22 protein-coding genes are annotated in these 21,187 nt (G+C 71.6%); 15 read left to right on the top strand and 7 right to left on the bottom strand.

Annotated features, from left to right (window positions below; translation table 11 throughout):
* Positions 1 to 38: 38 nt before the first annotated feature.
* Positions 39 to 1,466: an MFS transporter gene (locus tag LDL48_RS35485; RefSeq protein WP_225259525.1), complete on the bottom strand. Its 1,428-nt coding sequence runs from the start codon at positions 1,464 to 1,466 to the stop codon at positions 39 to 41.
* 91 nt (positions 1,467 to 1,557) lie between these two features.
* Positions 1,558 to 2,217, bottom strand: a complete 660-nt coding sequence (locus LDL48_RS35480) for a TetR/AcrR family transcriptional regulator (RefSeq protein WP_225259524.1) — start codon at positions 2,215 to 2,217, stop codon at positions 1,558 to 1,560.
* A 126-nt stretch (positions 2,218 to 2,343) separates the two neighbouring features.
* Between LDL48_RS35480 and sthA the strand changes: the two genes are divergently transcribed.
* Positions 2,344 to 3,747, top strand: coding sequence for a Si-specific NAD(P)(+) transhydrogenase (gene sthA / locus LDL48_RS35475; RefSeq protein ID WP_225259523.1), 1,404 nt, complete (start codon positions 2,344 to 2,346; stop codon positions 3,745 to 3,747).
* Here sthA and LDL48_RS35470 read toward each other — a convergent pair.
* Positions 3,744 to 4,574 carry a L,D-transpeptidase family protein gene (locus LDL48_RS35470; protein ID WP_225259522.1) on the bottom strand — a complete coding sequence of 277 codons (831 nt, stop codon included), beginning with the start codon at positions 4,572 to 4,574 and terminating at the stop codon, positions 3,744 to 3,746. The genes sthA and LDL48_RS35470 overlap by 4 nt on opposite strands.
* Positions 4,575 to 4,675: 101 nt before the next feature.
* Between LDL48_RS35470 and LDL48_RS35465 the strand changes: the two genes are divergently transcribed.
* Both LDL48_RS35465 and LDL48_RS35460 read left to right on the top strand, forming a co-directional pair.
* Positions 4,676 to 5,293, top strand: coding sequence for a CGNR zinc finger domain-containing protein (locus tag LDL48_RS35465; RefSeq protein WP_225259521.1), 618 nt, complete (start codon positions 4,676 to 4,678; stop codon positions 5,291 to 5,293).
* Between the two features lie 42 nt (positions 5,294 to 5,335).
* Positions 5,336 to 6,112, top strand: coding sequence for a zf-HC2 domain-containing protein (locus LDL48_RS35460; RefSeq protein WP_225259520.1), 777 nt, complete (start codon positions 5,336 to 5,338; stop codon positions 6,110 to 6,112).
* A gap of 37 nt (positions 6,113 to 6,149) precedes the next feature.
* Here the strand turns inward: LDL48_RS35460 and LDL48_RS35455 are convergent, their stop codons facing one another.
* The 3 genes from LDL48_RS35455 to LDL48_RS35445 form a co-directional block, all read right to left on the bottom strand.
* Positions 6,150 to 6,383: a hypothetical protein gene (locus tag LDL48_RS35455; protein ID WP_225259519.1), complete on the bottom strand. Its 234-nt coding sequence runs from the start codon at positions 6,381 to 6,383 to the stop codon at positions 6,150 to 6,152.
* Positions 6,384 to 6,432: 49 nt separating this feature from the next.
* Positions 6,433 to 6,885 (bottom strand): large conductance mechanosensitive channel protein MscL, encoded by a 453-nt coding sequence (gene mscL / locus LDL48_RS35450; RefSeq protein ID WP_225259518.1) that lies wholly within the window; start codon positions 6,883 to 6,885, stop codon positions 6,433 to 6,435.
* A 79-nt stretch (positions 6,886 to 6,964) separates the two neighbouring features.
* Positions 6,965 to 7,318, bottom strand: a complete 354-nt coding sequence (locus LDL48_RS35445; RefSeq protein ID WP_225259517.1) for an STAS domain-containing protein — start codon at positions 7,316 to 7,318, stop codon at positions 6,965 to 6,967.
* A 148-nt stretch (positions 7,319 to 7,466) separates the two neighbouring features.
* On the opposite strand from LDL48_RS35445, the gene LDL48_RS35440 reads away from it, so the two are divergent.
* The 9 genes from LDL48_RS35440 to LDL48_RS35400 are packed head-to-tail and all read left to right on the top strand — an operon-like array spanning position 7,467 to position 15,811.
* The gene (locus LDL48_RS35440; RefSeq protein WP_225259516.1) at positions 7,467 to 8,351 is read left to right on the top strand and encodes an STAS domain-containing protein; all 885 of its coding nucleotides are present in this window, start codon (positions 7,467 to 7,469) and stop codon (positions 8,349 to 8,351) included.
* Between the two features lie 5 nt (positions 8,352 to 8,356).
* A complete protein-coding gene (locus tag LDL48_RS35435) occupies positions 8,357 to 8,755 on the top strand; it encodes an STAS domain-containing protein (RefSeq protein WP_225259515.1) in 399 nt (132 codons plus the stop codon).
* Positions 8,752 to 9,159: an anti-sigma regulatory factor gene (locus tag LDL48_RS35430; protein ID WP_225259514.1), complete on the top strand. Its 408-nt coding sequence runs from the start codon at positions 8,752 to 8,754 to the stop codon at positions 9,157 to 9,159. Before LDL48_RS35435 ends, LDL48_RS35430 begins: the two co-directional genes overlap by 4 nt.
* Complete coding sequence (locus tag LDL48_RS35425; RefSeq protein ID WP_225259513.1) at positions 9,156 to 10,184, top strand: SpoIIE family protein phosphatase; 1,029 nt, start codon at positions 9,156 to 9,158, stop codon at positions 10,182 to 10,184. Before LDL48_RS35430 ends, LDL48_RS35425 begins: the two co-directional genes overlap by 4 nt.
* Positions 10,181 to 11,530, top strand: a complete 1,350-nt coding sequence (locus tag LDL48_RS35420) for a sensor histidine kinase (protein WP_225259512.1) — start codon at positions 10,181 to 10,183, stop codon at positions 11,528 to 11,530. The genes LDL48_RS35425 and LDL48_RS35420 overlap by 4 nt, the downstream gene beginning before the upstream one ends.
* Positions 11,527 to 13,068 (top strand): SpoIIE family protein phosphatase, encoded by a 1,542-nt coding sequence (locus tag LDL48_RS35415; protein WP_225259511.1) that lies wholly within the window; start codon positions 11,527 to 11,529, stop codon positions 13,066 to 13,068. The genes LDL48_RS35420 and LDL48_RS35415 overlap by 4 nt, the downstream gene beginning before the upstream one ends.
* Before the next feature lie 33 nt (positions 13,069 to 13,101).
* On the top strand, positions 13,102 to 13,638 hold the full coding sequence (locus LDL48_RS35410) for a PadR family transcriptional regulator (protein WP_225259510.1): 537 nt from the start codon (positions 13,102 to 13,104) through the stop codon (positions 13,636 to 13,638).
* Positions 13,635 to 14,324, top strand: a complete 690-nt coding sequence (locus tag LDL48_RS35405) for an ABC transporter ATP-binding protein (RefSeq protein ID WP_225259509.1) — start codon at positions 13,635 to 13,637, stop codon at positions 14,322 to 14,324. Before LDL48_RS35410 ends, LDL48_RS35405 begins: the two co-directional genes overlap by 4 nt.
* On the top strand, positions 14,321 to 15,811 hold the full coding sequence (locus LDL48_RS35400; protein WP_225259508.1) for an FtsX-like permease family protein: 1,491 nt from the start codon (positions 14,321 to 14,323) through the stop codon (positions 15,809 to 15,811). The genes LDL48_RS35405 and LDL48_RS35400 overlap by 4 nt, the downstream gene beginning before the upstream one ends.
* Here LDL48_RS35400 and LDL48_RS35395 read toward each other — a convergent pair.
* Complete coding sequence (locus tag LDL48_RS35395; RefSeq protein ID WP_225259507.1) at positions 15,808 to 17,904, bottom strand: S9 family peptidase; 2,097 nt, start codon at positions 17,902 to 17,904, stop codon at positions 15,808 to 15,810. The two genes, LDL48_RS35400 and LDL48_RS35395, sit on opposite strands and share 4 nt — an antisense overlap.
* A gap of 190 nt (positions 17,905 to 18,094) precedes the next feature.
* On the opposite strand from LDL48_RS35395, the gene LDL48_RS35390 reads away from it, so the two are divergent.
* From LDL48_RS35390 to trxA, 3 genes are all read left to right on the top strand, one after another.
* Entirely contained in the window at positions 18,095 to 19,270 is a 1,176-nt protein-coding gene (locus LDL48_RS35390) for an FAD-binding oxidoreductase (RefSeq protein ID WP_225259506.1), read from the top strand.
* Between the two features lie 258 nt (positions 19,271 to 19,528).
* Complete coding sequence (locus LDL48_RS35385) at positions 19,529 to 19,909, top strand: MerR family transcriptional regulator (protein ID WP_225259505.1); 381 nt, start codon at positions 19,529 to 19,531, stop codon at positions 19,907 to 19,909.
* The gene (gene trxA, locus LDL48_RS35380) at positions 19,891 to 20,238 is read left to right on the top strand and encodes a thioredoxin (RefSeq protein WP_225259504.1); all 348 of its coding nucleotides are present in this window, start codon (positions 19,891 to 19,893) and stop codon (positions 20,236 to 20,238) included. The genes LDL48_RS35385 and trxA overlap by 19 nt, the downstream gene beginning before the upstream one ends.
* Positions 20,239 to 21,187: the final 949 nt, after the last annotated feature.

Here is a 21,187-nt window from a genome sequence, read left to right as displayed (position 1 = left end):
GGGGCAGGCCGCCCGGACGCGCAGCCTGCCCCGAGCCGTCAAGCGGCAGCCGCCGCCTCCGCCAACTGGTCCGATGTGGGGCGTAGCCGCGGCGCGCCCATGGTCATCGCGATGTTGGCCGCGGCGAACACCGCGGCCACCAGCAGGCCGCGCTGGAATCCGCCCACCAGCGCCTCCTGCGCACCGGCTCCGCCGGCGACCAGACCCTCCACATGGGACGTCGCCAGGGTGGTGATGACCGCGAGTCCGAGCGCGCCCCCGACCTGGTACCCCGCGTTCACCACACCGGACGCCGCGCCGGCCTGGTCGTGCCGGACGTCGGCCACCGCGGCGATCGACGCGGGCGTACCGGTGGCGATGATGCCGATGCCGAACAGCATGATGCCGGGCAGCACGGACGTCGCGTACGAGCTGGTGGCGTCGGCCTGGGTGAGCAGGAGGAGCCCGGTCACGCTCAGGGCGGTGCCGCCGAACTGGACCGGCCGGGTGCCGAAGCGGGTGACCAGTTGCGCCGACACCACGGCGCTGGCGATGGCGGCGAAGCCCATCGGCAGGAACTGCAGGCCGGTCTCGAGGGCGGTGAGACCGCGCACCTGCTGCAGGAAGATCGCGGTGAGGAAGAACATCGCCAGGAACGCCGCGCCGTTGAGCGCCAGGGCCATTACCGACGTGGTCAGGCCGCGGGAGCGGAACAGGGTCAGGGGCACCAGGGGAGCGGACGAGCGGGCCTCGACCCGGAGGAACGCGCCGAGCAGCAGCACGCCGCCGGCCAGCAGTGCGATCACCTGGAACGAGGACCAGCCCAGCGGCTCCGCGCGGATCACGCCGAGCACGATGGCGAGCAGTCCGGCCGTGCTCAGCAGCGCGCCGGCGACGTCGAACGTCCGCCGTCCGCTCGACTCGGCCCGCGACTCCACGATGAAGATCGGCAGGATGACCGCCAGGGCAACCGCGATCGGCACGTTCACCAGGAAGATCCACCGCCAGGTCAGCGAGTCGACCAGGACGCCGCCGGCGATGACGCCGAGGGTGCCGCCGAGTCCGGCCAGGCCACCCCAGACGCCCATCGCGATGTTGCGGTCGCGGCCCTGCCGGTAGGTCACGGTGAGGATGGCGAACGCGGCCGGCGAGAGCAGTGCGCCGCCCAGGCCCTGCACCGCGCGCAGGACGACGAGCTGTTCCGGGTTCTGCGCCAGGCCGGCGAGCAGCGACGTCGCGCCGAACAGCACGAGGCCGACCAGGAACATCCGGCGGCGGCCGAGCAGGTCGGCCATCCGGCCGCCGAGGAGCAGGAAACCCCCGAAGATCAGGGTGTACGCGCTGACCACCCATTGCAGCCCGGCCGCGGTGAAGCCGAGATCCTGCTGTATGTCGGGCAACGCCACGTTCACGATGGTCACGTCCAGCACGACCATGAACTGGGCCACCGCCAGCACCGCCAACGCCGACCAGGGATTGCGTCTCACCACTCCACCTCCAGAAACGCCGTCCTGTGCGGCGTACATGTACACCGTATATGTACGGCGTACAGGAGCGTCAAGGGGAGTGATCGAATCGTCAGGAGCGGCGGATGCCCCGTACGCCCTGGACCAGCAGGTCGAGGTTGAGCGCGAAGTAGTCGTCCTGGCCGCGGCAGTTCAGCAGTGCCGGTGCGGCCGCGACGACGTTCGGATAGCGCGCCGGGGACAGCGTTTCCAGGTGGGCCCGCTTCCGGCGGTGCAGCTCGTCGGCATCCCGGCCCTCGACGTGCGGACCGGTGGCCGGATCGGCCGCGGCGAGCGTGATGATCGAGCACATCAGGAACGTGCCGACCTCGGCAGTCTTCTCCGCGGTGAAGCCCGCCTCACCGAGCAGGGCGAGCACCCGTTCGGCCAGTTCCAACCCGGCATCGGCGATCAGGATGCGGCGCAGGATCAGGCCGGCCAGCGCGGGGTGCGGCCGGACCGCCACCACGAACGCCTCGAGGATCTCGCGGAGCTGCACATCCCACGGGCCGCTGCCGGGCGCGGGCAGCTTCACCGACGAGATCAGGTGGTCGGCCAGGCCGTCGAGCAGCGCGTCCTTGTCGTTGAAGTGCCAGTACATGGCCATCGGCGTGACGCCGTTCTCCTGGGCCAGTCGCCGGATGGTGACCGCCTCCAGGCCCTCCGCGTCGGCCAGCGTCATCGCGCACTCGACGATCGCATCCCGGGTGAGACGTACGTTCCGCTTGGCCATCCGACAACTGTACGACGTACAAGGGGCATCGGCCCAGGCCGGACCGGCCGGCGCCGGGGGCGTATCAAGGTCATGTGCGAAAAGTGCCGGTGGCGCGCGTCGTCCGGGCTTGCGACGCTGAGTCCCGTGTATGACTACGACCTGGTGGTGCTGGGTTCCGGACCGAGTGGGCAGAAGGCCGCCATCGCGGCGTCCAAGCTGGGCAAGCGCGTGGGGATCGTGGACCGCCGGGACATGATCGGCGGGGTGTGCATCAACACCGGCACGGTGCCGTCCAAGACGCTGCGCGAGGCGGTGCTGTACCTGACCGGTCTCAGCCAGCGCGACCTGTACGGCAGCAGCTACCGGGTGAAGGACGAGATCACGGTCAGCGACCTGGCGGCGCGTACCCAGCACGTGATCGCCCGGCAGACCGACGTCATCCGCAACCAGCTGGCGCGCAACCACATCTCGATGATCACCGGCACCGGCCGGTTCGCCGATCCGCACTCGATCTGGATCGACGGCGGCTCGGCTCGGGAGACCAAGGTCAGCGCGGACAAGGTGATCATCGCGGCGGGCACCCGCCCGGCCCGCCCGAGCAGTGTCGAGTTCGACGACCGGACCATCGTCGACTCGGACGGTGTGATCAATCTGCAGGCCGTACCGCGGTCGATGGTGGTGGTCGGCGCGGGCGTCATCGGCATGGAGTACGCCTCCATGTTCGCCGCGCTCGGCACCAAGGTGACCGTGGTCGAACGCCGGGAGCGGATGCTCGACTTCTGTGACGAGGAGATCGTCGAGTCGCTGAAGTACCACCTGCGGGACCTGTCCGTGACGTTCCGCTTCGGCGAGGAGGTCGCCTCGGTCGAGCGGCACCAGACCGCCGCGCTGTGCGTACTGAAGAGCGGTAAGAAGATCGTCGCCGACACGGTGATGTACTCGGCCGGCCGGCAGGGCCAGACCGACGACCTCGGGCTCGAGGCGGCCGGGCTGACCGCCGACAAGCGCGGCCGGATCGCGGTGGACGAGCACTTCCGGACCGCGGTGGAGCACATCTACGCGGTCGGCGACGTGATCGGCTTCCCGGCGCTGGCGTCGACGTCGATGGAACAGGGACGGCTGGCCGCACACCACGCCTGCGGCGAACCCACCCGGGACATGCACGAGTTGCAGCCGATCGGCATCTACACGATTCCGGAGATCAGCTTCGTGGGCGCCACCGAGGACGTGCTGACCGACAGCGCGACCCCGTTCGAGGTGGGCATCGCCCGGTACCGCGAACTCGCCCGCGGTCAGATCGTCGGCGACTCGTACGGAATGCTCAAGCTGCTGGTCTCACCGGACGACGGCAAGCTGCTCGGCGTGCACGTGTTCGGCACCGGCGCCACCGAGATCGTGCACATCGGCCAGGCGGTGATGGGGTGCGGCGGCACGGTCGAATACCTGATCGACACGGTGTTCAACTACCCCACGCTGTCCGAGGCGTACAAGGTCGCGGCGCTGGACGCGGTCAACAAGATGCGCAACATCACCCGCATCGACGGTTAATAGACCCAGACGCGGGTCTTGACCGGCATCGCGTCGTTCGCCCAGATCCAGTTCATCGCGGCGATCGAGAGGCGCGCGCAGCCGTGCGAGGCCGGGTACGGCGGCACGTTGTGCGCGCCGTGCACCGCGATGCCGCCGTTGAAGTACTTCGGGCGCCACAGCAGGCCGAGCGGGGCGTCCCGCCAGCCGTCGATCTGCCGGGAGACCCGGAACCGGCCCGGCGGGGTGTCGGCCAGGTACGTCTCGCCGTCGTGCTCGTAGTTGTCGTTCGAGCCGGTCGAGGTGTTGAAGATCCGGGTGATCCGGCCGTCGTCCACGATCATCAGGAGTTGGCGCTTCAGGCTGATCTCGACGACGTGGCCCTTCGTGCTGCGCGCCTTCGGGCGTACCCCGCGCTCCACCGCCTTCCGGGTCCGGGGCCCGGCCACGCCGTCCCGGTTCAGGCCGGCGGTCTTCTGCAGCGCGTACACCGCCTGCTGGGTGGACGAGCCGAACCTGCCGTCCGCCTTGCCGTTCCAGTACCCCAGCTCGGTGAGGCGCTTCTGCAGGGCCACCACCTCCGGGCCCTTGTCGCCGTGGCGCAGTCGGTCCGGCTTGGCCGGCCGCTTGGCGGGCCGCTTGACGGGCGATTCGGGAGCCGACCGCGACGGCGACGCCGCCGGCGGCACCGACGGGGACGGCGGCGGCTCGGCGGGCCGGGCCGCCGAGGTGGTCGCGGCGGGTGCCGGCGCCGCGGTGCCGGTGTCGCCGTCGGCTCCGCAGCCCGCGGCCAGCGTGCCGGTCACGGCGAGGGCGGCCAGCCAGCCGATGGTGGTCTTGGTCGCCATCGGGCCACGGTAATGTGCGCCGGCCGGACGGTCCAGCCCTTGATTTCCGGCCCGGCATCACTCGTGCACCTGGATGAAACAGAGTCAAGTAGGCTTCGGTTATGTCATGGAAGGCCAGCGCCCGGCACGGCGTGCGGGAGGCTCCGGCGGGGCTCGCGCTGGTGCAGGAAGTTCTCAACACCCGGGCGACGATGTCGTACGGGCCGGACCTGCTGGCCGGGGCGGACGACGCGCAACGCTGGCTCACCGACGCGCTGGCCACCTGGTCCCGGGTGTCCGGCCTGCCGGCGCCGGTCCTGCTGCTGTCCTCCACCGACATGCGGTCGCTGCGCCGGCTGCGCACCACCTTCGAGAACGTGCTGCTGGCCGGCCGCACCGAACCCGACGGCGCGCTGCCGCCGGCCGACGTCCCGGTCAGCCTGGTGCCGGACACCGACGGCTGGGTCCGGATCGTGCCGACCGGTCGCGGCACCCGCTGGCTCGCCTCCGCGCTCTGGGCCGAGGCGCTGCTCGCCCAGCAGGCCGGCCTCTGGCCCCGGCTCAAGCTGTGCCACAACGCGGACTGCCGGGCCGCCTTCTTCGACACCTCCCGCAACAACAGCGGCGTCTGGCACGACGTCAGCACCTGCGGCAACACCGCGAACCTGCGGGCGTTCCGGGAGCGCAAGCGGCTGCTCGGCAACACCGGCGACCAGCCGCCGCGTTCCGATCTGCGCTGACCCCCCGGGAACCAGAACGCCGACGGGGGCGACTATGGGGGTATGGCGTGTGAACGGTGGCGGGAGATGCTCTCCGCACAGCTGGACGGCGAGGACGACCCGGCCGACCGGCCGCTGGTCGACGAGCATCTGGCCGGCTGCCCGGACTGCCGGCAGTGGCTGGACCGGGCGGCCACGGTCAACCGGCTGACCCGCACCTCCGTGGTGGCGGCGGTGCCGGATCTCAGCGCGGCGATCCTGGCGGCGCTGCCGCCGGTCGGCCCACCCCCGAGCCGGGCCCGGCGGCTGGTCCCGGCCCGCGGGCTGCTCTACGTGGCGCTCGCCGTGGTCGGGGCGGTGCAACTGATCCTGGGACTGGCGCAGGTGGGCGGCGGCGCGGCCGGCACCCATCTGCACGGTCTGGAGGCCACCCCGGGCCACCTGTGGCACGAGTCGGCCGCGTGGAACGTGGCGGTCGGCGCCGGATACCTGTTCCTGGCGCTGCGGCGGCACCGGCCGACCGGCCTGGTGCCGATGCTGAGCGCGTTTGTCGGCATGCTTCTGCTGCTGTCGTTCAACGATCTGACGGCGGGCCGGGTGGACGGCACCCGGCTGGTCAGCCACGGCTTCGTGCTGATCGGCTTCCTGCTGGTGGTGGCGCTGGCCCGGTCCGGCGCCGATCCGGTGGAACCGCCCGGGAGCCGGGCGTCGGGTGGCTCCGGCTGGCGGGCACGCTTCGACACCGAGGCCGAGGTGTCCACCGGCCCGGCGCTCCGGCTGCTGCCGCGTCCACCGGGCCCGCTGACCGCCCGCCACGACGGCCACCGCCGCGCGGCCTGACCCGGTTGGCCAGACCCGGTTAACCTGACCCGCGGGCTCAGCGCTGGGGCGGGCGGACGGACAGCTCGCGCCACTCGTCCGGGCCGATCAGCAGGGCGCGGACCATGTCCAGCGCGGCGTCCTCGCTGTCGTACTCGAAGAAGTGCGAAACGCCGTCCGTGCCGCCGGCGCGCTGTTCGACATACCACTGATCGCCGCTGGTCCGCAGGTACACGTCCTTGCGGGCGAGCCGTCCCCACTTGCCGTTCCACCAGTGCTTACGCTGTTCCATCCCGGCACTGTATCGAACAGGTGTTCGAACAGTGCCGGGAAGGGGTGATCTAGTGCTGCGGGGGGCCCTGCCGCTGGTCACGGCCGGCCATCAGGTCGTTGACCGTGCCCGGAGCGGCACGGCCGGTGACCAGCGCGTCGCGGATCTCGGTGAGCAGCTTGACCTCTTCGCTGGGGGCGGCCGGCGGCGGCTCCTCGCCGCGGGCGCGGCGCTCGGCCAGCTTGTTGAGCGGCAGGACGACCAGGAAGTACAGCACCGCGGCGGTGAGCAGGAAGGTGATCACCGCGTTGATGAAGGAGGCGTAGTCGAACTTGATGCCGTCGCCGACCGTCCAGGCCCCGGCGTTCAGGCCGGTGTCGCCGCCGAGGAGCTGGATCAGCGGCTTGAGGAAGGCGTTGGTGAACGCCGTGACCACGGCGGTGAACGCGGCACCGATGACGATGCCGACGGCAAGGTCCACGACGTTGCCGCGCATGATGAAGTCTCTGAAGCCCTTGAGCATGACCACTCCTGCCGAGAGGGATAGGTTCGCGGCAGGAGGTGCCCGCCGTAGTTGGGCAGCAAACTACAGCGGGTGGGGCTCAGTCGAGCGCAGGCTCCTGCGCCGACACCGCTTCATCGACGGTGGGGTAGGTGTGCAGCACCTCGACCAGGCCGCTGACCTCGAGGATGCGCAGCACGCCCCGCTGCGGTGCGGCCAGCCGGACCACGCCGCCGGCGTCGTCGGTGCTGTTCTTGGCCCGGACGAAGACCGAGAGCCCGGTGGAGTCGCAGAACGACACCTCGGCCAGGTCGAAGACCAGACGCGTGCGGCCCTTCTCCAGCAGGTCGCTGATCTGGTCCTGGAGCTGGGGGGCGGTGGCCATGTCGAGCTCACCGGCCACCGACACGACTACCATGTCGGCGCGCTGTTCGGTTTGTACCGTCAGGGACATTCAGGACCTCCAGTTATCTGCTGAACGGTACTCCACCCCGGGCTTCCCGGAGAACGGGGAGGTGGTTGTTACGCCCCCCAGGATTACTTCGCGTGTGGCAACTAATGAACCGCCCGATGGTAAAGTCCGCCCGTCGTGGGGGGCAACGATGGACATCGGGAGGCAAGCGGTGGCGCTGGGTTCGCACGAGGTGAGTCGCTTCGCGGAGCTGCTCGCTCAGCATGAGGACGCGCTGGTCACCACCTGGACCGACCAGGTCGCCGCCACGCTGCGCGGCCGGCTGAGCGCGGCGGAGCTGCACCGGCAGACCGCGGAACTGCACAAGGGCTTCCGGTCCGCGCTCGAGGGCGGCGCCACCAGCCTCGACGCCGAGGCCGCCGGTGAGCTGCGGGCGCTGCTCGGCGACCTGTCCACCAGCCGGGCGCGGCAGGGCTTCACCGCCACCGAGACGGCCACCAGCGTGTACGCGCTGAAGGACGCGGTGCTGCGGATCCTGGACGACAACGGCGGCGCGGACGCCACCACGCTGCGTGACTACCTGGGGTTCTCCGCGTTCGTCGACCGGGCCGGGCTGCTCACCTTCGACGCCTACGTGCGGGCCCGCGAGGAACTCATCTCCGACCAGGCCGAACAGCTGCTGGAGCTGTCCACGCCGGTGGTGAAGTTGTGGGAGGGCGTGGTCGCGGTGCCGCTGGTCGGCACGCTCGACTCGGCTCGCGCCCAGGTGGTGATGGAACGCCTGCTGCAGACGCTGGTGGACACCGGCTCGCCGTACGCGATCATCGACATCACCGGGGTGCCGGCCGTCGACACGCAGGTGGCCCAGCACATTCTCAAGACGGTGGTGGCGGCCCGGCTGATGGGCGCGGACTGCATCATCTCCGGCATCCGGCCGCAGATCGCCCAGACCATCGTGGCGCTCGGCATCGAGTTCGGTGACATCGCCACCAAGTCGTCTCTCGCCGACGCGCTGCGGCACGTGCTGCGCCTCACCGGCGAGGCCGCGCGGCGCGGTGGCCCGCGGGAAGGCTGACCGCCATGGAACGCGTACCGGTCCTGAAGATCGGCGACATCCTGCTGGTCTCCATTCAGATCGACATGGAGGACCAGGTCGCGCTGCAACTGCAGGAGGACCTGGCGGATCGGATTGTCGCCACCGGCTGCCACGGCGTGATCATCGACATCAGCGCGCTGGACATCGTCGACTCGTTCGTGGGCCGGACGCTGGCCACGATCGCCTCCATCTCCCGGGTGCTGGACGCGGAGACCGTGGTGGTGGGCATGCGCCCGGCGGTGGCCATCACGCTGGTCGAGCTGGGCCTGTCGCTGCCCGGCATCCGTACCGCGCTCAACGTCGAACTGGGCATGGAGATGCTGCGCCGGCCGCCGGGCGACGATCTGGCCTTCGCCGACGACGATCCGGCAGCCGTCCCGTGACGGCGAACGACGGAGGGCGGATCCCGGTCGCCTCGGACCAGGACGTGGTCCGGGTCCGCCAGCTCGTCCGGACCGTCGCGGTCGCGGTCAAGCTGTCCCTGGTCGACCAGACCAAGGTGGTCACCGCGGCCAGCGAGCTGGCCCGGAACACGCTGGTCTACGGCGGCGGGGGCACGGTCGAGGTCTCCCGGGCGGACAACGGGCGCCGGGCCGGGGTCCGGATCGTCTTCACCGATCAGGGGCCGGGCATCGCGGACATCGACCTCGCGTTCACCGACGGCTACACCAGCGGCGGCGGGCTCGGACTGGGACTGAGCGGGGCGCGCCGACTGGTCGACGAATTCGACATCGACACTGCCGTGGGTCAGGGTACGACCATCACCGTGACCAAGTGGTGCCGATGAACGGAGGCGCGGTGTCCGCACTGCCCGAGGGACTGCTCGGCGCGGGAGCCTGGTTCCGCGTCGAGGCCGCCGGCACCGCGTCCGCCGTCCGCCGGGCGGCCGAACGTCTCGCCACCGAACTCGCCATGCCCGAGCGCCGCATCGCGGACCTGTCGATCGTGGCCGCGGAGGCCGCGGGCAACCTGGTGAAGCACGCGGACGCCGGTGTCCTGCTGGTCCGCACGGCACGCGCCGAGGGCCAGGCGGGCGTGGAGATCCTGGCGATCGACACCGGGCCCGGCATGGCCGACGTCGACCACGCGGTCGGTGACGGACATTCCACGGCGGGCACGCTCGGCATCGGGCTCGGCGCGATCCTGCGTCAGGCGGACTGGGCCGACCTGCACTCCGTACCCGGGAAGGGCACGGTCCTGGTCGCCCAGGTCTGGCCGGGGCCGGCGCCCGCACCGGCCTGGGCCGCGGGGGTGACCCGGCCGCTGACCGGCGAGCCGGTCAGCGGCGACGCGTTCGCGGTGCGGGAGACGGGCGGACGGCGCCAGCTGATGATGTGTGACGGGCTCGGGCACGGCCGGTTGGCCGAGGCGGCGGCGGCCGCGGCGGTACGCGGTTTCGATCTGGCGCCGGACGGTCCGCCGGCGGTCGTGCTGGAGTCGCTGCACCGGGCGATCGGACACACCCGGGGCGCCGCGCTCGCGATCGCCGAACTGGACCCGGCCGCCCGCGTCGTGCGCTACGCCGGCCTCGGCAACATCTCCGGCACGGTGCTGTCGTCCGAGAGCCGTCGCGGCATGGTGTCGCTGCCGGGCATCGCGGGCCACCAGCGCCGCGCGATCCGGGAGTACGACTACCCGCTTCCGCCGGACGCCGTGGTGCTCATGCACTCCGACGGTGTGGTGGACCGCTGGGACCCGCGCGCCTATCCCGGTTTGCTGGCCCGGTCACCGCAGGTCGTGGCGGCCACCGTGCTGCGCGACGCCGGCACCCGTCGGGACGACGCCGGCGTACTCGTGGCGCGGTTGCCGTGACCACCCCGGAACCGCTGCTGCGGGTGCGGCTCCGCGTCGAGCAGGACATCTTCACGGCCCGCCAGCTGGGCCGGGAGGTGGCTCGCGCGGTCGGCATGGAGAAACAGGATCAGACCAGGTTAGCCACGGCGCTCAGCGAGGTATGCCGCCTGCTGGTGCAGGCGGACCGGGAGACGGACGTGGCGTTTGTCGCTTCCCCGGGTGCGAAACCTACGCTGCGGGTAGAGATGGTGGCCCCGCTGCACGACGAGCACGAACGGCTCGCCGAGCAGCTCACGCAGGTGGGGCGCCTGGTGGACATGTTGGAGGTACGCGATGACGGCACCGGAACGGTCGTGCGGATGTCCCGGCGGCTGCCGGCGAGCGCGCCGCCGTTGACCTCGGATCGCATGGACGAGATCCGCGCCGGGCTGGCCGACCACGTACCGGGTACCCCGCTGGACGAACTCGGGGTGCAGAACCAGCAGCTCATCGCGGCTCTCGACGAGGTGCGCGCGCAGCGCGACGACCTGGCGCGGCTGAACGCCGAGCTGGAGGAGACGAACCGCGGCGTGATGGCGCTGTACCACCAGCTCTCCGAGGAGCTGGAGGAGACGAACCGGGGCGTGGTCGCGCTCTACGCCGAGCTGGACGAGAAGTCCGTGCAGCTGCGCGCGGCCAGCGAGGCGAAGAGCCGGTTCCTGGCCAACGTCAGTCACGAGTTGCGGGCCCCGGTCACCGCGATCATCGGACTGGCCCGGTTGCTGGCCGACTCGTCGTCGGATCGGCTCACCGGTGAGCAGGAGCGGCAGGTGGACCTGATCCGCGGCTCCGCGACCGACCTGCTGTCCCTGGTCAACGACCTGCTGGACCTGGCCAAGGCGGAGGCCGGCCGGATCGAGCCGGCCGACTCCGACGTGGACCTGCGGGCGGTCTTCGCCCAGCTGCGCGGGACGCTGCGGCCGCTGGCCACCCGGCCGGAGGTGGAGTTCGTGGTGGAGGAGCCGGAGCCCCGGCCGCTGCGCTCGGACGAGGTGCTGCTCGCCCAGGTGCTGCGCAACCTGCTCACCAACGCGATCAAGTTCACCGCGGAGGGCTCGATCCGGCTCTCCGTGCGCTGGGTGGACGACGACGTCGAGTTCACCGTCGCGGACACCGGGGTCGGCATCCCCGCCGACCAGCAGGACCGGATCTTCGAGGAGTTCTACCAGGTCCCCGGCAGCCCCCCGTTGAGCGGTAAGGGGACCGGACTCGGTCTGCCCTACGCGCGGCGCCTCGTCGGCATCCTGGGCGGGGCGTTGCGGGTGTCGTCGGAGCCGGGACGGGGCAGCACGTTCACCGTTCGCCTACCCACCGTACGCCCATGACTCCGGCCACCGTGCTCGTCGTCGACGACAGCGCGACCAAGCGGTATCTGCTGGTCAGCTGGCTGACCCGGGCCGGATTCACGGTGCTGGAGGCGGAGACCGGTGGCGAGGCGCTGACCAAGCTGCTGGATGCCGACGTGGACCTGGTGGTCCTGGACGTCAAGCTGCCGGACATGAGCGGTTTCGATGTCTGTGAGCGGATCAAGACCGGTCCGGAGTACGGCGTACTGCCGGTGATCCACGTGTCCGCGCACGCGGTGGACGTGGTGGACCGCACCCAGGGGCTGAACCGGGGCGCGGACGCGTACCTGGTGGAGCCGATCGAGCCGGACGAGCTGATCGCCACCTCCCAGGCCGTGCTGCGCTACTACCGGGCCCGGCAGCGCGCCGAGTCGCTGGCCGCGCGCATGGTCCGGCTGGCCGAGACGACGCTGGCGATCAACTCCGCGTCCACCCTGGTCGGCCTGTTGCAGGCGGCCGCGGCGGGGGCGCACGGCATCTTCGGCGGTCCGGTGGTGGTGCTGGCCGAGACGTCGGACGGCGACTCGCTGGTGGCGGTGGTCGCGGCCGGCGAGGAGCAGCCGGTGGTCCGGCCGTGGACGCTGGACGAGCGCAACGTCGCGGTCGGTTCGCTGGTGCGTACGGACCAACCGGCCGACTGGGACGTGGTGGAATGGCCGGCGGACGAGTCGGTCGCGGTGGCCGCGGCCCGGCTGCGGATCGACCGGCCACCGGTGTACGTCGCGGTGCCGAGCAGTTCGCAGACGCCCGGGTTCCCGGTCCTGCGCCAGCTCGCCCAGGCGGTCGCGGCCGCGGTGGAGGCCCAGCGCTCGTACGACGAGGAGCACCGCATCGCGGTCACCCTGCAACGCAGCCTGCTGCAGTCCCGGCTGCCCGACGTGCCCGGCGTGGAGCTCGCGGTGCGGTACGAGCCGGCCGGCTCGCAGACCGAGGTGGGCGGCGACTTCTACGAGCTCACCATGCTCGACGGCCGGCTCCTGGTGGCGATCGGTGACGTGGCCGGGCACTCGCTGCACGCCGCCACGGTGATGGCCGAGATCCGGCACGCGGTCCGGGCGTACGCGGTCGAGGGTCACCCGCCGGGCGCCGTACTGGAGCTGGTCAACCGCTTCATGCGGACGGTGCTGCCGGCCGACTCCGCGACGCTGTGCCTGTTCACCCTGGAACCGGACACCGGCCGGATCCGCCTGGCCAGCGCCGGCCACCTGCCGCCGCTGCTGCACACGCCGGAGGGCGTGCGGTTCCTCCAGCCGCGCGGCCCGCTGCTCGGCATCAACGCGGCGCGACCGCCCGACCTGGAGTTCGTGTTGCCCCGGGGCGGCACCCTGGTGCTCTACACCGACGGGCTGGTCGAGCGCCGGGACGCGGACATCGACGTCGGCCTGACCGAACTCGCCGAGTGCGCGTCGCGGGTGGAACCGAGCCTGGACGCGTTCTGCCAGCGGCTGCTGGTCCGGCTGTCCGGCGCGGTCGAGCAGGCCGACGACATCGCGGTGGTGGCACTCCGCCGCACTTGACGGTCACTATTCTCTGAGTGAATAGTGTGCGGCATGTCCACGCCGCACGTTCTCCTCGGGCTGCTCGTCAACGGCCCGCGGCACGGCTATGACCTGAAGAAGGCACACGACGAACGTCTGCCGCAGGCCAAGCCGCTCGCCTTCGGGCAGGTCTACGCCACCCTGGGCCGGCTGGAGCGGGACGGCTACGTCGAGCAGTCCGGCCAGGAACGCGAGGGCGGCCCGGACCGGACGACGTACTCGCTCACCGAGGCCGGCCGTGCCCAGATCGACGACTGGCTGGCCCAGACCGAACGGCCCGCGCCGTACGTGAGCAGCACCCTGTTCAGCAAGGTCGTGGTCAGCCTGCTGGTCGCCGACGCCGACCGGGCCCGCGACTACCTGATCGCCCAGCGCGCCGCGCACACCGCCCGGATGCGCGAGCTGACCGCCGTCAAGACCACCCCGGGCGCCGGCCTCGGCGACATCGTCGCCGCCGACTACGCCATCGCCCACCTCGACGCGGACCTGCGGTGGCTCACCACCACCCTGCAGCGCGTCGCCGATCTCCACCGAGAGGTGCACGGATGACCACCCTGTTGCGAGCCGCCGAGCTCACCCGGGCCTACGGGCCCACGCAGGCGCTGCGCGGCGTCGACATCGACGTGGCCGAGGGCGAGATCGTCGCCGTCACCGGACCGTCCGGCTGCGGAAAGTCCACGCTGCTGCACTGCCTGGCCGGCATCCTGCGGGCCGACTCCGGCACGGTGCGCTACCGCGACCAGGACCTGAACCTGTGGTCCGAGGCCGACCGGTCCCGGCTCCGGCGCACCGACTTCGGCATCCTGTTCCAGTTCGGCCAGCTGGTGCCGGAACTGACCGCGGCCGAGAACGTCGCCCTGCCCCTGCTTCTCGCCGGCTCGGGGCGGCGAGAAGCGCGGCAGACGGCGGTCGGCTGGCTGGACCGCTTCGGCGTGGCCGACCTGGCCGACCAGCGACCCGGCGCCATGTCCGGCGGCCAGCTGCAACGCTGCGCCGTGGCCCGGGCGATGGTGACCGAACCCGCGGTGCTGTTCGCCGACGAACCGACCGGCGCCCTCGACGTGCTCACCGGCGAGCAGGTGCTCAACGAGATCGTCGGGGTCGCCCGTGCGCAACGCACGGCGGTCGTGCTGGTCACCCACGAGGCCCAGATCGCCGCGTACGCCGACCGCGAGGTCGTGCTCCGCGACGGCCGGGTGGACGCCACCGGCCTCGGCATCGGCGTCCGCTCGTGAGGCCGTCGACGGTCCTCCGGCTGGCGCTGGCCGGCAGCCGTACCGACCGGCTGCGCACGGTGCTCACCGCGGCCAGCTCGGCGCTCGCCGCGATCGCCCTGCTCGCCGCGGTCACGGTCGGCTCCATCACCACCAACGACCCCAACGGGCCCTACACCAGCCAGTTGCTCAACGAAGCCGGTCTGCGGCCCGGGGTGCTGGCGGCGCTGATCCTGCTGTCGATCCCGGTACTCGGGCTGGCCGGGCAGTGCATCCGGCTCGGCGCGCCGGCCCGCGACCGCCGGCTCGCCGCCCTGCGGCTGGCCGGCGCGACACCGCGGCAGGCCGTGCTGGTCGCGTCCGCCGAGACCGCGCTCGCCGGGCTGGTCGGATCGATCACCGGGTACGGGCTGTTCCTGGCGCTGCGCGCGATGCTGCACCGGCCCGACGCGGCCGGCCTCCTCCCGCTACCCACCGACGTGTGGCCCGCGGTCCTGCCCGCCGTGCTGGTGCTGGCCGCGGTACCGCTGGTCGCCGCGGCGGTCGGCACGCTGCTGCTGCGCCGCGTCGTGATCAGCCCGCTCGGCGTGGTCCGCCGGTCCCGCGAGCAGGCCCCGCGTCCCTGGCCGGGCGTACTCATCGCGGTCGGCCTGGCGCTGTTCGGCATCCCGAACTGGCTGGGCGACGACGTGCGGATCGCCGACGAGGTGCTGCTGCTGTTGCTCGGGTCCGGCGTCACCGTGGCGACGGTCGGCGTGATCCTGGGCACCGGCTGGATCTCCCACGTCAGCGGCCGCCTCCTGCTGCGCCTCGGCCGCCGGCCGGCGCTGCTGCTCGCCGGGCGCCGCCTGCTGTCCGACCCGTGGAACGGCAGCCGGACGTTCGCCGGGCTGCTCGCCGGCGTCATCGCCGGCGCGTTCGCGATCGGCTACCGCGCCATGCTGAGCACCGAGATGCTCGCCTACGACCGGATCAACGCCGGAGCGCCCGGCGGCCTCGAGATGGGCCTGGCCGGCGACGACGAGTTCTACCTCAACGCCGTCCGGCTGGTCATCGTCGCGGTCGCCGTCGGCGTGACCGTCGCGGCCGGCGGCATGCTGATCGCGCTCGCCGAGAGCATCGTCGCCCGGCGCCGGGCGTACGCGGCCCTGACCGCGGTGGGCGTGCCGCGCCGGGTGCTGAGCGAGGCGGTGCTCTGGCACACCGTGGCACCCCTGGTGCCGGCGCTGCTGGTGGCGCTCACCGTGGGCGTCGGGCTGGTCCGCCTGATCGCGACCGAGATCCGGCTGAGCGGCGGCGAGGCCGACGTGTGCCTCGGCGAGACCTGCGGCCCGGACGCCGCACTGACCCACGTGGTGTGGCCCGAGGTGGTCCTGCCGGTGCCCGTGCCACTGGCGGACCTGGCCGTGCTGGGCGGCGGGGTGCTGCTGGCGATGCTGGCCGTGGTCGGTGCCGGACTGCTGGTGCTGCGGTCCAGCACCGACCTGGAAGAGCTGCGGGCCGGCTAGGCCCCGGCCCTACCGAGCACCTCGAGGACCCAGGCGTTCACGAACGCCTCCTCCTTCCACGAGTCGTACCGGCCGCTGGGACCGGAGTGGCCGGCACCCATCTCGGTCTTCAGCAGGTATCGCCCGTCCGGTGCCACGGCACGCAGGCGGGCGATCCACTTGGCCGGTTCGTGGTACAGCACGCGGGTGTCGTTCAGGCTGGTCACCGCGAGGATCCGGGGATAGCGCAGCTTGCCCACGTTCTCGTACGGGCTGTACGACTTCATGTACGCGTACACCTCGGGGGACTCCAGCGGGTTGCCCCACTCCTCCCACTCGATGACGGTGAGCGGCAACGACGGATCCAGGATCGAGGTGAGCGGGTCGACGAACGGCACCTCGGCGACGATGCCGGCGAAGTCCTCCGGCGCCAGGTTGGCGACCGCGCCCATCAGCAGGCCGCCGGCCGAGCCGCCGCGCGCCACCAGTCGGTCGCCGGTCGTCCAGGACGCCTTCACCAGGGCCTGCGCGCACGCCACGAAGTCGGTGAAGGTGTTCTTCTTGGCCAGCATCTTGCCCTGCTCGTACCAGCGGCGGCCCATCTCACCGCCGCCGCGGACGTGCGCGATGGCGAACACCACGCCGCGGTCCAGCAGCGACAGGCGCGGGATCGAGAAGTACGGGTCGATGCTGGTCTCGTACGAGCCGTAGCCGTACAGCACCAGCGGCGCGGTGCCGTCGCGCGGGACGCCGGTGCGCGCCACGATCGAGATCGGCACCTTGGTGCCGTCGTCCGCGACCGCCCACTCCCGGAACTGCTGGTAGTCCTCGGGCCGGTAGCCGCCCAGCACCGGCCGCTGCTTGCGCAGCGTCATCTGGCGGGTCACCAGGTCCACGTCGTACACCGAGTCCGGGGTGACCATCGACGTGTAGGCGATTCGTACGCTGGTGGTGTCGTACTCGGGGTTACCGGCCAGGCCGACGCTGTACAGCGGCTCGGGGAACGCCATGTCATAGGTGTCGGTGCTGCCGTCGCCCAGCACCCGCAGCCCGGTGAGACCGTCGGTGCGGACCGAGAGCACCACGTGCCGATGGAACGCGTCGACCGACTCCAGCCGCGTGCCCGGCTGGTGCGGGATCAGCTCGACCCAGTCGCCGGGCGCGTCCGCCGAGGTGTACGACAACGCGAAGTCCTCGGCGTTGTCGTTGTGCAGGATCAGGAACCGGTGGCCGTGGTGCTCCACCGTGTACTCCACGCCCTGCCGCCGCGGGGCGATCACCACCGGCTCCGCGGTCGGCACGTCGGACGGGATGACGCGTACCTCGGACGTCACCTTGCTGTGCACGTCGATCAGGATGAACTTCTCGCTGCGGCTGAGTTCGACGCCCACCCAGAACCGCTCGTCGCTCTCCTCGTAGACCACCACGTCCTCGCTGGCCGGCGTGCCCAGCGTGTGCCGCCACACGCGGTACGGCCGCCAGGCGTCGTCCACGGTCAGGTAGAACAGTGTGGAGCCGTCCGCCGACCAGGCGCTGCCGTAGAACGTGCTGGGCACCTCGTCGGCCAGCGCCTCCCCGGTGGTCAGGTCCTTGACCCGGAGGGTGAACCGCTCGTCGCCGGCGAAGTCGGTCGAGTACGCCAGGCGGGTGCCGTCCGGCGTCACGTCGAACGTGCCCAGCGCCAGGAACTCCTTGCCCTCGGCCAGCACGTTGCCGTCGAGCAGCACCTCCTCACCCGGCACACCGGCGTCGGGTGCGTCGATCGCCGGCGGGTCGGTCTCGCCCGGCCGCACCGCAGTGCGGCACTGGATGCCGTACTGCTTGCCCTCCTCGGTGCGGGTGTAATACCAGTACCCGCCGCGGCGGCTGGGCACCGACAGGTCGGTCTCCAGGGTGCGCCGCTTGATCTCGTCGAACAGCGTGGTCCGCAGGTCCTCGAGATGCGCGGTGGCCTTGGCGGTCCAGGCGTTCTCCGCCTCGAGGTACGCGATCGTCTCCGGGTTCTCCTTGTCGGCAAGCCAGGAGTACTCATCGGTCACGGTGTCGCCGTGGAAGGTGCGTTCGGTGGGAACCTGCCGCACGGTGGGCGGGCTGTCGGGTGCTTCGGTGGTCACCCGGCCCAGGTTACCGGTCGGTCGGCGGCCCGCGACCGACGTGGCACAACCTGCCCAGAAGGATCATGGACCAGACCCTCCCCACCCCGATTAGAACACCTGTACGATATGCCAGAGTGGACGATCTTCAGCATGCTCGATACCGGGGAGTGATCATGTTCGTGGTGTTCGGATCACCCAAGGCCGCCGCATGAGCGGTTCGCTTCCCGCGCGTGAGCCCCTGCTCAACACGCTGATCGACATCTGCGGCCCGGATTTCGCCCGGGTCGCCCGTTCGACCGACGCCGTCGCCGGCCGACGCGCGAGTTTCGTCGCCGTGCCGGCCACCACCAGATCCGTGGCGGACACGCTCGGCCTGGCCGCGGAGCGCGGCCTGGCCCTGCTCCCGCGCGGCTCCGGCAGCAAGATCGACTGGGGTACGCCACCGCCCGGCGTGGACCTGATCGTCGACACCGGACGGCTGAGCGGCCTGTGGAACCACCGCCCCGGCGGGCCCACCGCCGAGGTCGCCACCGGCACACCGGTGCGGGCGTTGCAGGCCGCGCTCTCCCTGCACGGCCAGCGGATGGCGGTCGACCCGCCGTCACCGGGTGCCACGGTCGGCGGCCTGCTCGCGGTCAACGAGTCCGGCCCGCTGCGGCACCGCTTCGGCACGCCGGCCGAGCAGACCGACACCATCACCTATGTGAACCTCGACGGCACGGTCGCCGAGTCCGACGGCGAGCAGGGCCGTCCCGGCATCGCCGAGGTCGACGGGGTCATCATGTCGGCCACCGTGCGCCTCGAGCCGTTGCCGGCCGCCCGCCGCTGGGTCGGCATCCCGGTCTCCACCCCGCTGCAGGTGCACAACCTGGTCGAGGAGGCACTCGCACAGGACGTCACCCCCAGCGCGGTCGAGGTGGACCTGCCGACGCCGACCGGCCCGCGCACCTCCGCCCAGCCACCCGGCTACCTGGCGATCCTGATCGAGGGCGACGAGCCGGACGTCGAACGGCGCTCCGCCCGGCTGGCCAAGGCACTCGGCGACACCGCCGCCATCTCCGACCTGGCACCGGCCTGGTGGGGGCGCTACCCGTTCGGCCGCACCGACGTCGCCCTGCGGGTCTCGGTGCACATCGCCGACCTGCACGCCGCGGTCTATGCGCTGCGCGACGCCGCCGGTGTCCCGGTCCCGGTCCGCGGCTCGGCCGGCGTCGGCACGGTGCACGCGGTGCTGCCAGGTTCGTTCGAGCCGGAACGCATCGAGGCCATCGTCGACTCGGTCCGCAACGTCCTGATGGCCCGCAGCGGCCGCGCGGTGGTCATCTCCGCCCCACCCGACCTGGCCCGCCAGATCGACATGGCAGGCCGGCGCGACCTTTTCTGACCTTGTCCCGCCTTCCCGGGCGGTTCGTCGTTCCGGGGTGGTTCGCGTTGCCGGGGTGGTTCGCGTTGCCGGGGTGGTTCGCGTTGCCGGGCTGGTTCGCGTTGCTGGGGTGTCCACCTTCTTGGTGGCCCGCCACTCCTGGCGGCTTGCTGGCGCCCGGCGTGGGAGCGGTGGACGGCGGGTGACCGGGCGCACGTTGCCTTGACGCCGGTGGCAAGCCCTAGCGTGGCTTGACGACAGGCGGACGAGGAGGCTCCGATGCTGATCGGTGAGCTGGCCGAACGGGCCGGAACGAGCGCCCGCACGCTGAGGTACTACGAACAGCACGGCCTGGTCGAAGCCCAGCGAACGGCGAACGGGTACCGAAGCTACGACGAGGCCGAACTGCGCGTGGTCCACGAGATCCGGGCCCTGCTAGCCGCGGGCTTCGGGCTGGACGAGATCCGGCCGTTCGTCGCGTGCCTGCGCGCCGGCAACACCGCCGGACACGTGTGCCCCGACTCGGTGGCGGTGCTGCGGCGCAAGCTCACCGAGGTCGACACGTACATCGAACAGCTCACCGCCGTCCGTGACCGGATGCGCGGGCAACTCGCCCACGCCATCGAGCAACGGGAGAAGACATGTCTGAAGACGCGTTGATGACCCTGACCGACGCCACGTTCGACCAGGCGGTGGCGTCAGCGGACCGCCCGTTGCTGGTCGACTTCTGGGCGGAATGGTGCCCGCCGTGCCGACCGGTCGCCAAGAGCCTGGCCGAGCTGGCGGTCGAGCTGCAGGGCCGAGTCCTGATCGCCAAGCTCAACACGGACGAGAACCCGGAAATCACCCGCCGGCACCGCATCCTGTCCATGCCGACGCTGCTCATCTTCCGGGACGGGGCGGTGGTGAACGCGATCGTCGGTGCGTGGCCGAAGTCTCATCTGCGGCAGGCCCTGATCGGCGCACCGGAGGCTTACGTCAACCGGTGACCGTCGGCGTCCAGGAGTCCGGGTGCGGGGGACGCCGTTCCCGCCGCGGCACGGGTGCATGCGGGATCGGCTGAAGCGCACCGACTCGTCCCGCGAAGGGAAAGGCATAGACGTGGCCGATCGGCACGCGGCAGCGCGAGCGTGCGGTGTGGGGGTGCGGAGCGCGCCGGATTGTCACACGGTGTCCGGGCCTAGTGAGCGTGTGTGGTGTTGGGGCCCGGAGCGCGCCGGATTGTCACACGCTGCCGGGGTGGGGTGAGCGTGTGTGGTTGGGGTGCGGAGCGCGCCGGATCGCCACACGGTGCCGGGGTGGGGTGAGCGTGTGTGGTTGGGGTGCGGAGCGCGCCGGATTGTCACACGCTGCCCGGGCCCAGTGAGCGTGTGTGGTGTTGGGGCCCGGAGCGCGCCGGATCGCCACACGCTGCTCGGGTGGGGAAAGCGTGTGTGGTGTTGAGGATCGCCACACGTCTCTGGGGTCGGGTGCCTCGCGCCTGTGGACGGGCGGTTTGGAGTTCACCCTGGTTGACGTGACACGGCTCGGCGGCTGGGGGAGCGCGCCGGAGATCGCCTTGGGTCGGTAGTGCGGCGTCCGACGACGATTCGACGGGACGGGACGGGACGGGACGGGACGGGGCGTCGGCGTCTGTGCTCAGGTGCGGCTGGTCGTAGCGCGGCTGCATACGTGATGGCGGCTGGGCATGTAAGCCGGCGCTCGCAAAGGTGTGGAGTTGGTCCATCTACGACCCAGCACCACAAGATCTGTGACAATTCGAGCGGTGCCGTTTCGAGGCGCGCCGTGCGGAAGCCGTTCGGCCATGAGCGGGCGGCAAGTGCGGGCGCTCGGCACACAACCGTCCGATCTCGCTCGGATCGCGCGGTGCTCTGCACGGACCGCGGGATGCCTGCCCGGATCGCGCGGTGCTCTGCACGGACCGCGGGATGCCTGCCC

It is taken from the genome of Jidongwangia harbinensis (genome assembly GCF_020216025.1).
Lineage (GTDB): Bacteria > Actinomycetota > Actinomycetes > Mycobacteriales > Micromonosporaceae > Actinoplanes > Actinoplanes harbinensis.
This window is presented reverse-complemented; position numbering and strand designations above follow the sequence as displayed.